Raw genomic sequence first — 10538 nt, 5'->3', positions numbered from 1 at the left:
GTCGACCAGGAAGATGCGCGCCCCGGAGGAGAGGTCGTCGACCAGGTCGAAGTGGATGATGCCGATGTCCCGGCCGTCGCCGGTCTCGATCTCGACGCGCCAGTTGCCGGGCTGGTAGTTCTTCTTGGTCGCGAAGGCGCGGAACCCATCGCCGCGGCCGCCGACGATGCCGAGCTGGGCGCGTCCCTGGTCCCGCCAGCCGCCGTCCCGCCCCTGCCAGAGCCAGTGGACATAGATGGCGTCCCGGAAGCCTCTCGGCGCGAAGATGCGCGCGAAGCAGTAGACGATGTCGCCAGGCCGTGCCGCGAAATCCTGATCGCCATGCTGCCACATCTTCCACCACGGTCTCTGGTGTATGAGCTCGTAGGTCCGGGGAGCCGGGGGGTTGCCTGCTTCGGCCGTGGCCTGCGCGCCGGGAGGGACGACCTCGTGATAGATGCCGATGAACTGCACCGACAACGGCACCGGCGGAATGGCCCCCGCGAAGTAGGCCACGATCAGGATCGCCTGCACCGCGTAGGCCGGTCCCGCCATCCGCCGCCACACCGACTTCGCGTCGCCGGTCCAGCGGGTAAGGGTCTTGACGCAAACTCCAATCACGAGACATGCCAGAACCACCGCCGTGACGAACATCCATTTCCGGATGAAGCCCAGGACCACCGGAAGGAGAAGCGCACCGTACGAAGTCAGGCAAAGACTGAGGAGCGCGAAGCGGACCACCGGTCCCCTCTCGCGAAAGCCCGGCAGCTCGTTGGCGACCAGGAGCGTTCCCAGGAAGGTCATGAACAGGATGGTGGCAAGCCCCGAGCTGCTCTTCAGGTAGAAGAGGGTGAACGAGCTCAGAAGGCTGCCGAACAGGAAGTGGATGACGTCTTCGGAAAAGCGCCACGCGGATGCCAGCCATCGCGGCGGCGCGGCAAGCCCCGCGCGGTAGCGCTCGTCCAGGATCATCAGCCCTCCCAGCAGGACCAGGTAGGCGCCTTGCTGGACGAGGGTGGCGACATCGTCGATGCGGGTGAGCGTGAAGATGTCGAACAGGAAGCCGGCGGCGAAGAAGACCGCGATCTCCGCCTTGGCGTGCCGGTGGCGGAATTCCTGCAGCCGGTGGTAGCGCTGGTTCAGTTTCGATTCCGTCATGGTCCGGTCCCCGTGAGGGAATGTAATTCCCGGACGCTGGAGGGTCGAGGCAAACGAGAGGTCGAGGCTCATGAAATCGCGTGCGGAAAGCGCGGCAGGCCATCATCGACAGCCTGCCGCTTCGGGCAAAGCACGCTGTCTACTTCACGATCGCACTTCTACAACTGCGGGACTCGGGATTCCCGCAGAGTTCCTGGCGCGCTCAGCGCGGGACCGCGAGGAATCCCAGGCCATCGGCCGTGTATCCGGCGATCTTGCCGTCGTTGTTGATATCCCCCGCGATGATGAGGAGCGGCGCGCCGGGCGCCAGGTCATTGAGCTTCTGAACCGGGGCCGTCGGAGTCTGCCAGATCACCGCGCGAAGCCCGACGCCCAGGATCCTCACGAGGCCGACGATTTGATTGTTGTCATTGATGCCCAGCGCCTGGCTGCGGACCATGTCCGGCACCTCATCCAGCTTCCTGATGCCGCCCTGCCTGGTCCAGACGAAGGCGCGATAATTTCGTGTGCCGTCCTGGTCGAGCGGCAGGGAAAAGCCCACGACCACGCCATCCTTGTTGATGGCGGTCGGGGTATTCCAGGTGTGTCCGCCCAAATCATCGATCCTCTGGGGCACGCCGTTTTCCCACAGAACCATGTGCCGGGCGCTGACATCGCCGACGGCAATCCCGCAATCGCCGGAAATCCCCACGACCTGGCCTTTCGAGTTGATGGCCGTGGCGGCGCTCGTCGAGTCGCCGGGCAAGGGCGGCAGCTCCTGCATTTCCCCTTTCGGTCCCCAGATCACGGCCCGGAACTGCAGCGTCTGGAAGTCGGGATCGCAGGTGGGATCATGAACGCCGTTCTCGGCCCAGCCGACGATCTGTCCGCGATCGTTCATGGCCGTGGCGTAGCTGTTGTAGCCGCCGGGAAACGCCGGCAGGGCCGTCATGACGCCCTTTTCCCAGCGAAAGCCCTTGCAGACCTTGCCGGTCGGCACCCCGGGCGCGAAGAACGGCCAGCAGGAAAAGGAATTCTGCAAAGGAGCGAGCGGATTGTCCTGCAGCGTGTCGGAGATTCCCACGATGACGCCGTTCCGGTTCTTGACCGGCCAGGCGACGGCGCTGTTGGTATCCGGACCACCGAGCGAGCCCAGGTCGATCGGCGTCGGGCCGCCTGTCCACAGGGCTGCCCGCGAGACCAGATCACCTTCTTTGTCCGCCTGGCCGGCGACCCAGCCCCGGTCATTGACACTGTTGGCCCCGGCGGCGCCGCCGAATCCCTGCAGGGTGGTAACATCATAGGTCTGGGCGGCCAGATCCATCGGCAAGGTCAGCGCGGCCAGAACGCCGGCCGCAAAAACCATTCGGGTCCCTCGTGACGGCATGTCTTCCTCCTGCGGGTGTCGCGGAACGGGTGGCTTCGAGAACATCTCGTGTGCTCCACACCGACCGCTGGTTCACATGGACAGTACGCCGAGCAGGAAGCGTGTATGCGCCGGTTTCGGACCCACAATTGAATGGGGAATTTGATGTCTGAAAAGGGCCAATCGCTGCGGCGCAGAGAGTGTATCGTCGGGGTGCCTATGAGCGCCGGACTCTCTCTCGACATTCGCGCCCTGGATCGCGCCCGCGACAGCAGGGACCCGAGGTTCGACGGCAAGTTCTTCATCGCGGTCACCTCGACGCACATCTATTGCCGTCCCATCTGCACGGTCCGCAACGCCAAGAGAGCGAACATCCGTTACTACTTTTCCGCCGCGGCCGCCGCCGAGGCGGGGTACCGGCCTTGCCTGCGATGCAGGCCGGAGGCAGCGCCGGGGACCGCCGCCTGGCTGGGGACCTCGGCGGTCGTCCGGCGGGCGCTGCGCTTGATCGACGCAGGCATTCTCGACGACGGCTCGGTCGATCAGCTTGCCGGCAAGCTCGGCGTGGGGGCGCGCCACCTCGATCGTCTGTTCGTCCAGCATGTCGGCGCCTCACCCATCGCGCTCGCCCAGACCCGAAGGCTGCACTTCGCGAAACGGCTGCTGGACGAAACCAATCTGCCCATCGGCGACATCGCTCTGGCCGCCGGGTTCGGGAGTCTTCGCCGGTTCAACAGCGCCTTCCGTCGAACCTACAAGTGCGCGCCGCGCGATCTCCGGCGGCGCAGACGCGGCGACCCCGTCGCACATCCCGCCGGCACGGTGATCCTGAAGCTGGCTTTTCGACCGCCCTATGAGTTCGCGCGGGTGCTGGCGTTCCTGCGGGCGCGGGCAATCCCCGGAGTGGAGGAAGTCGACGAGGCCAGCTATTCGCGCACGGTCCGAACCGGGAACGGCGAAGCCATTGTCAGCGTCGGACTCGTCGAGGGTGAGCTTGCGCTGGAGCTCCGCGTGACGGGGGCCGACCCGACCGACCTGTACGAGCTGTCCTCCGCCGCCCGCCGGGTGTTCGATACTTCCGCGGATCCTGCCCAGATGGTGCAGGCTTTCGGCTCCGACCCCGTTCTGGGACCGTTGGTAACACGGTTCCCCGGACTTCGCATTCCCGGAGCCTGGGACCCCTTTGAATGTGCGGTACGAGCCATCATGGGCCAGCAGGTCAGCGTCGCCGGCGCCCGCACCCTGGCCACGCGGCTGGTGGAGCGGCTGGGAGCCAGGCTGAAAGGCCCCGCGGGGGGTCTGACGACTCTCTTTCCATCACCGCGGGCCATCGTGGAAGGTGACCTGCAGGGGCTGGGCCTCACGCGCGGCCGGATGGCCGCCCTCCGCAGCCTCGCCCAGTCGGTCGTTGCGCGCAAGCTTGAATTCGCGGGTCCGACCGACGAGACCGTCGCCGCCCTGAACCGGATCTCCGGTGTGGGAGATTGGACGTCGCAATACATCGCTTTGCGGGCCCTGGGAGATCCCGACGCCTTTCCAACCTCCGATCTGGTGTTGCGGCGCATGGCCGGCGGGGAAACCGCACTTTCCGAGGGCGAGCTCCAATCACGGGCCGAGGCGTGGCGGCCCTGGAGAGCCTACGCGGCCACCTACCTCTGGGATGCGGCAGCGCGATCGAACGGATCGCCATCGAAGGATGAAGCTGCCGTAAAGGCTGTCCGTGCGCGAAGTACCGAGGCGGCCGGCTCGTCGGGAGGGTCCGGCCCGGTCAGGACTTCGTGTAGTCGAGCCTGATCAGGAGAACGCTGCTTCCGGTCCTTCCGGATGACGTGTGCCCGACGACCCAAAGGTCGCTCATCTCGCCCCCTATTCCCCGACCGAACTCGAAGCCGGCTCCTCCGAATCGAAGCTCGGAAGTCGGCGGGCTCCGACGGCCAGACGCGTCCCGTCGGGGCCTGGCTTCAGATCATGGACGACCTGCAATCCGGGTTGGTGTGTCAGCGAGATGACGGCGGCTGCCGATAGGATTGCGACCCCGACCAGGTGGGTGGCTCGGTGCTGCACTTGCGCGCGCGAGCTCCGGGCACCATCTTGATGCACCGTGAGACTTCGACGACGTGCCCTGAGCTTGACGGCGCTGGCCACTCTTGCGGCAGCCCTCCTCATCGCCTCGCCTCTCGTCGCCATCGACGTGCCGCAGAACCCCGAGGAGTTTCGGACCGAGGTAGCGAAAGGGGCGCGCGGGGCGAAGATGGAGACTCACATGGTCGACCGTCCTTTCGAGGAGGTTTACCAGGCGGTGGAGGCACGCTCGACCCCTTGCCTCGACATCACGGTCAAGCGCTCGGCCAACGTCGGCTACTGGGAGCGCAGCTCCTCGGATTACACTCCGACGCTGCGACGGCTCGGACGCGACCGGGCCGAGTTCACCCTGCAGGTAGCCCACAATCCCCGCGGCGTGGGCGCCACTCCTCCGCCCGGCGGCCTCTATCTGATGGTGGCCGATCTCAAGCGCGTCGGGGCCTCCCGCACCGAGGTGGTCCTCTACAGCCCGACGATCGGCGCCTTCAAGAGAATCCCCGCCAGCTTCGTGCAGTGGGCCGAAGGCTCGGGCACCGACTGCCCGAAGCTGAGGTAGCTCCGCAGACTACATACCCCAGCCAATGCGCTTCGCAGGTCCTGTTCGAAAGCCATCCGGCCGATGACGGGCCTCCCGGTTTTGCAGGGTTCAACCCGTCGATCGGCCTGGTGGAGTTGGAGATCTCGGTCAAGGGCACGCGAAGGGCAAGGACATGACTTCGAAACGGGACGGTCCCGCGGCAGCCGATGCCATGGCCCCGCCAAAGTACGCGTGGTTCGAGACGCTGCCGTCAATCCCATAATCGTCGCGGTCCCAGGTCTCATTTCCGAGGCTGTCCAACCCGACTGTTGAGCCTGACCGCCCGTAGACGATATTGACCGCCCCTGCCTGGAAACTGGCATCACACGCGCTGCTGGCCGAGCCGTTGGGTGTCTCGTAAGGAACACCGATCGCCAGATCCTGGTAACTATTCCCATCGAAATCGCCAGCGGCCAGCGCCAGGCCGAATGAATCATAGGCCTCCGCCGTGCCGTCGATCGGGCCCTGGTACCATCGCTGCTGGCCGGTGGAGCGGATTCCTGAGGAGCTTCCGTAGAGGACGTTCACCATTCCCGCCTTCACCACATCGCCAATGTCCTCGCCGGGGGTCCCGATGGCGAGGTCGGATTTGCCGTTCAGGTCGAAATCCGCCGACACGAGGGAGTAGCCAAAGTAATCGTCGTCCTCCGCCGCGCAATCCGTGATCCCGCTGCTGTCCTGATCCCAGAACTGGGCGCTGCGTGACGAGGTGCTGCCGAGGCCGCCGGCGCTCCCGTAGAAGACGGTGACCGCTCCCGCGCTGTATTCGGGCGGAACCCATAGCCCGGTTCCGCTCGTGGCCGTCCTGGACGAGCAATCCCCGCAAATATCGTGGAAGGGAGCACCCACGGCCAGGTCGCTCCGCCCGTCACCATCGAAGTCGGCGGCCGCCAGCGAAGAACCGAAGCGGTCGCCCGAGCCGGGCACGTCTTCGATGTCTCCGGTGGTTCCACTCTCGAGGCGCTTGTTGCCCGACGAAGTCAGCCCCGCGCAGGTTCCGTAGATGATGTTCACCGCGCCGACCTGGTCCGAGAGGTCGCCCGGAACGCCAATCGCGGCGTCGTCGATGCCATCGCCGTTGAAGTCGCCTCCCGCGACGACCCATCCGAAGTTGTCGCCGGTGTCGACCGTCCCTTCGAGGTCGAGGGTGGACAAATCCTGCGAAAAGAAGTGCGACCCCGAGGTGGTCAATCCCGACGGCGAGCCGTAGAGCACGTTGACCGCTCCGGCATCCTCAACAACACTCAAACCCTGACAACCGCCGGAGACATTGTCCAGGCAAATCTCGTAGTCCTCGAACGGCACGCCGATCAGGAGGTCGGCGTAGCCGTCGTGGTTGAAATCCCGCGCTGCCAGAGAGCTGCCGAATTCATCGCCGCGCTCCGAGATCTCGCCGCTGGAGCTCTGCGTGAATGTGACCGAGGAGGAGGTCCGGAGCCCGCTCGAGCTGCTGGTGACGATCACCACGGCCCCCACGTCCTCGAGGCCGAATCCGTCGAATTGCGGAACACCGATCGCCAGGTCATCGTAGCCATTGCCGTCGAAATCGCCGAGGGCGATCGCCGAGCCGAATCCGCCCGTGATGTTCGCCAGGCCATTGGAACCTGGCCTGAGGATCAGATCTCTCGTGCTCACGCCGAGCGAGCTTCCGTACAGCACGTGAACCGATTCGTCGCCCGGCACGCCCACCGCAAGGTCGGATCTGCCGTCTTTGTCGAGATCTCCCTTGAAGGAGATCTTCTTGAGGCCGCAGATCGCCGGCGGGACGGTCGTGGGCGAGGGGCTCGAGATGGAATTCGTCGCTCCGGATACGGACATTCCGGTCATTGCGAGCACCCAGATTGTCAGGGCGAAACGCTGTACTTTCCTCATGGCATCCTCCTCCTGGGCCGGCGCCCTTGCGTGCGGTTGGTCAAGCTCTCAATCGTCCTCGCAATGGGGGGAGCCGCGAGGGGAGGAATTTCACGCGGAAGCCATCAGCGCTCCATCCTCACCGAGAAGGTCGCGCGCAAGGGTCACCATGTCATGCGCGAGTATGCCGTCAGCCCCCTGCAGCACCAGTTCGTGGGAGACGTCATGCTGCGCAGCGTGCCGACCGTTCCTTCCTCGATGCGGGTTTCCGATCTGGTCGGGCAGCTGACCAGGATGGACCCCACCCTGTCAGCGGTCCAGGCCTGGCCTGTGATCGATCACAAGGGAAGCTGGCGGGAATCGTCACTCGGGGTGATCTTCTTGAGAGCCTGAACCTGCACCCGGCCGGCGAGAAGACCGTCCTCGAAGCGGGGAGCGACACGGCGGTCGTGGCCTTCCCCGACGAGCTCCTGGTCGAAGCCGTCGAACGGATGTCGCGCCACGACGTGGGACGCCTGCCGGTGGTCGCCCGCGAAGATCCTTTCCGTCTCGAAGGCTATCTGGGCCGCACCGGAATGATCGCGGCCTGGACGAAAGGACTCGACGAGGAGACGCGGCGCGAGCATGGCTGGCTCAGCCGCCGAGTCCGGATCACCCTCCGCAAGGCGCGCGCCCGGCGGCGGCGTGCCTCCTGAGCCCGCGGAGCTCGGGCCACCCGAGCTTCTCTCGACCGCTTGTGGAAAGCCTCACCGGAATCGCTACGTCCTTCCGGCACCTCGCGCGACGATCGTGAGCGCCGGCAGAAGCCCGGCTCTCATGGGGTCTGCCTGGGAGCTGCCGCTCCGCGCGCCGCTCCTGTCCGCGCCGACTTCTCGATCCATTGCAGGGCATCCTCGAGATCGTGCAGCAGCTCCTCGCGGCCGCCCGAAAAGCCGTGGTTCTTCGCATCCACCTCATAGAGCCGTCGCACCGGGGTGTCGGGCCCCAGCAGTTTCCTGGCTTCCTCAGCCGGAACGTACTTGTCGCCGGCCGACTGGATGACGGCGACCGGTGTCTCACCGGCCAGCGCGATGGCCGGGTAGAGCTGGATTCTCTCTTTCTCGTCCACCTGGATCTCGGGAGGGCGATTAGCGGGATCCGGGGCTCGCAGGTAGTCGCTCTCGCGCGTCAGCGCGATGGCCATGGCGCCGGCGAACTGCGACCGCAGCCGCGGCACCAGGGTGGCCATTACCGCGGCGCTGGCACCTCGAGAATTCCCGATCATGATCAATCGCGTGTCTTTCGGAAGGCCGAAGGAAGTTCTCGCCTGCCCGAACAGCTCATCCAGCCAGTCGGCCATCCTCGACAGGCCGACCCGCTGGCCCGACTCACGGACCGGCTTCAGCATTTCCCGGGCGTTGTAGCCGACGGCATAATAGCCCAGCTCCGCCAGGCGCTCGAAGACGACGCCGCTCACTCCCAGCCAGCCGGCATCTCCGGTACAGAAGACGACCAGCTCGAGGTGTCGCGGGGCGGCGGGTCTGACATAGGTTGCGGTGAAATCCCGCTTCGCCATGGTTACCTTCCGCTCGCTCACCTCGAATTCTCCCGGTCTGGTCGCGAGACGTCCCCCGCAAGCTGCAAGGGAACCGAGGCAGGCCATGGCTGCCAGAATGAGCCGACTCTTCCCTACCAAGAGATAGCACCTGCCGGGTTGTCGCAGTCGTCGAGGATTCATTCCACCTCCGGGCTCATGACGACGTCGGCGCTATTCTAGGTCTTCCGCCGCGCGCCCGGTCAACTCGTCCCGGCATACCGGACGCCACCGGAAACCGCGGGTATTCCCGCCTTGTCCCGCGATTGCGGCTTGACGATCGGCCACGGTCTGCTGTATATACTTCGAACCTATATATCGCATCACCAAGGGAGAGGGACCGATGTTCAGTCGCGAACTCAAGAAAGGCAGCACCGAGCTGCTGATCCTGTCCCTGCTCGAGGCGGGACCGCGGCACGGCTACGACATCGGCAAGCGCATCGAGCAGCGCTCGCGCGGCAAGCTGAACCTGAGGATCGCCTCGCTCTATCCGATGCTGGTCCGGCTCGAGAGCCGGGGACTCATCAAGGGGCGCTGGCAGGAGCGTCCCGGCGAGCGGCGCCGCCGCTTCTATCGTCTCACGCCCGAGGGCCGGCGCATGCTGGCCAAGGAGCGGGCCACCTGGCGCGAGTTCATGGAGGCGGTCAACCGTGTGGTGGGGAGCGATCATGCCTGACTGGAAGCGCTACATCCGGGAGCGCCTGAGCCTGCCGCGGCTGCGGCCCGAGCGCCAGGCCGAGATCGTCGAAGACCTGGCGCAGCAGATGGAGGAAGCTTACCGCGCCGCGCGGGAGCGCGGCGCATCGGCCGAAGAAGCGGAAATCACCGCGCGCGGCGAGATTCAGGACTGGGACGGGCTGGCACGCGACATCATGGCCTCCCAGACCCGCGATCGCCTCCCCATGGATCAACGGACGCTCGAACGCCTCGAGCAGGCAGCTCCGACTCCGCTTCCCCAGGCGAGCGTCTCGGGCCAGAGCCGCGGCAGCCGAGGATCACGCCTCCTCCGATTCGCCTCCGAGTTCGCGGCCGACGTGCTGCATGGCCTGCGGCTCCTGAAAAAGCGTCCCGGGTTCACGATAGCGGTCGTGGTCACGCTGGCACTCGGCATCGGCGCCAATTCGGCCGTCTTCACCATTCTCAACGCGATTCTCCTGCGGCCACTGCCTTACGCCGATCAGGACCGGCTCGTGGTCATCTGGGACAGCCTGCCTTCACGCGGCTGGACGGAGTTCGCCGTGTCGGGCCCGAACTTCCTGGACTACCGGGAGCAGGGCGGCACCGCCTTCGAGCGGGTCGCCGCAGCGGTGAACTGGCCCGCCAACCTCACCGGGGCCGGCGAGGCGGAGCGCGTCTCCGGCCGAGCCGTCAGCCACGACTTCCTCTCGCTGCTCGGGGTCCGGCCCATCCTCGGGCGCGACTTCCTGCCGGAGGAGGACAAGCCGGGTGAAGGCGAGCGTGTCGTGCTTCTCAGCCGCGGCATGTGGCAGCGCCGCTTCGGTGAGGACCCGCAAATCCTTGGACGGATCATCCAGCTCAACGACATTCCTTATACGGTCATCGGCATCCTGCCGGAGTTCTACTGGGGACGCGCCGACCTGTTCGTGCCGCTGCGGGCCGATCCCACGAGTGACCGCGACAACCATCTCTACTCGGTCTTCGGCAAGATGAAGCCCGGCGTCACGATAGAGCAGGCGCGGGCCACTCTCGGCGGCGTCGCGAAGCGCCTGGCAGACCAGTATCCGGCTTCCAACAACGGCTGGACCGTCACGATCAATCCTTTCTTCGACTGGGTGGTGCCGCAGGAATCGCGCCGCGCCCTCTACCTGCTGCTGGGCGCCGTCGCCCTCGTCCTGCTCATCGCCTGCGCCAACGTCGCGAGCCTCCTGCTCGCCCGGGCCAGCGGCCGGCGCCGTGAGATAGCCATCCGCGCGGCCATCGGAGCGAGCCGCGGCCGGCTGGTCCGGCAGCTC

At 66.0% G+C, this 10538-nt stretch carries 10 protein-coding genes; 6 read left to right on the top strand and 4 right to left on the bottom strand.

Annotation, left to right across the window (positions count from 1 at the left end):
• Positions 1 to 1137: DUF2914 domain-containing protein (locus VFW45_12765; GenBank protein HEU5181654.1), on the bottom strand; the 1137-nt coding region annotated here is incomplete at its 3' end.
• 202 nt (positions 1138 to 1339) lie between these two features.
• A complete protein-coding gene (locus VFW45_12760) occupies positions 1340 to 2503 on the bottom strand; it encodes a hypothetical protein (protein ID HEU5181653.1) in 1164 nt (387 codons plus the stop codon).
• 198 nt (positions 2504 to 2701) lie between these two features.
• On the opposite strand from VFW45_12760, the gene VFW45_12755 reads away from it, so the two are divergent.
• A complete protein-coding gene (locus VFW45_12755; protein HEU5181652.1) occupies positions 2702 to 4276 on the top strand; it encodes an AlkA N-terminal domain-containing protein in 1575 nt (524 codons plus the stop codon).
• A 307-nt stretch (positions 4277 to 4583) separates the two neighbouring features.
• Positions 4584 to 5120 (top strand): hypothetical protein, encoded by a 537-nt coding sequence (locus tag VFW45_12750; protein ID HEU5181651.1) that lies wholly within the window; start codon positions 4584 to 4586, stop codon positions 5118 to 5120.
• Between the two features lie 129 nt (positions 5121 to 5249).
• On the opposite strand, the gene VFW45_12745 is transcribed toward VFW45_12750, so the two are convergent.
• Positions 5250 to 7013 carry a hypothetical protein gene (locus VFW45_12745; protein HEU5181650.1) on the bottom strand — a complete coding sequence of 588 codons (1764 nt, stop codon included), beginning with the start codon at positions 7011 to 7013 and terminating at the stop codon, positions 5250 to 5252.
• Between the two features lie 30 nt (positions 7014 to 7043).
• On the opposite strand from VFW45_12745, the gene VFW45_12740 reads away from it, so the two are divergent.
• Both VFW45_12740 and VFW45_12735 read left to right on the top strand, forming a co-directional pair.
• A complete protein-coding gene (locus tag VFW45_12740) occupies positions 7044 to 7385 on the top strand; it encodes a hypothetical protein (GenBank protein ID HEU5181649.1) in 342 nt (113 codons plus the stop codon).
• Positions 7386 to 7441: 56 nt separating this feature from the next.
• Positions 7442 to 7687 (top strand): CBS domain-containing protein, encoded by a 246-nt coding sequence (locus VFW45_12735; protein ID HEU5181648.1) that lies wholly within the window; start codon positions 7442 to 7444, stop codon positions 7685 to 7687.
• 119 nt (positions 7688 to 7806) lie between these two features.
• Here VFW45_12735 and VFW45_12730 read toward each other — a convergent pair whose 3' ends face one another.
• The gene (locus VFW45_12730) at positions 7807 to 8568 is read right to left on the bottom strand and encodes a hypothetical protein (protein ID HEU5181647.1); all 762 of its coding nucleotides are present in this window, start codon (positions 8566 to 8568) and stop codon (positions 7807 to 7809) included.
• 340 nt (positions 8569 to 8908) lie between these two features.
• Between VFW45_12730 and VFW45_12725 the strand changes: the two genes are divergently transcribed.
• Positions 8909 to 9241 carry a PadR family transcriptional regulator gene (locus VFW45_12725; GenBank protein ID HEU5181646.1) on the top strand — a complete coding sequence of 111 codons (333 nt, stop codon included), beginning with the start codon at positions 8909 to 8911 and terminating at the stop codon, positions 9239 to 9241.
• Positions 9234 to 10538: ABC transporter permease (locus VFW45_12720; GenBank protein ID HEU5181645.1), on the top strand; the 1305-nt coding region annotated here is incomplete at its 3' end. The genes VFW45_12725 and VFW45_12720, both read left to right, overlap by 8 nt.

The organism is Candidatus Polarisedimenticolia bacterium, assembly GCA_035764505.1.
In the GTDB taxonomy this organism is placed as follows: domain Bacteria; phylum Acidobacteriota; class Polarisedimenticolia; order Gp22-AA2; family AA152; genus AA152.
This window is presented reverse-complemented; position numbering and strand designations above follow the sequence as displayed.

Bases quoted from the DNA above. Each gene is read 5' to 3' on its own strand.
- VFW45_12725 (HEU5181646.1), top strand. From the start codon at position 8,909: ATGTTCAGTCGCGAACTCAAGAAAGGCAGCACCGAGCTGCTGATCCTG.
- VFW45_12760 (HEU5181653.1), bottom strand. From the start codon at position 2,503: ATGCCGTCACGAGGGACCCGAATGGTTTTTGCGGCCGGCGTTCTGGCC.
- VFW45_12755 (HEU5181652.1), top strand. From the start codon at position 2,702: ATGAGCGCCGGACTCTCTCTCGACATTCGCGCCCTGGATCGCGCCCGC.
- VFW45_12745 (HEU5181650.1), bottom strand. From the start codon at position 7,013: ATGAGGAAAGTACAGCGTTTCGCCCTGACAATCTGGGTGCTCGCAATG.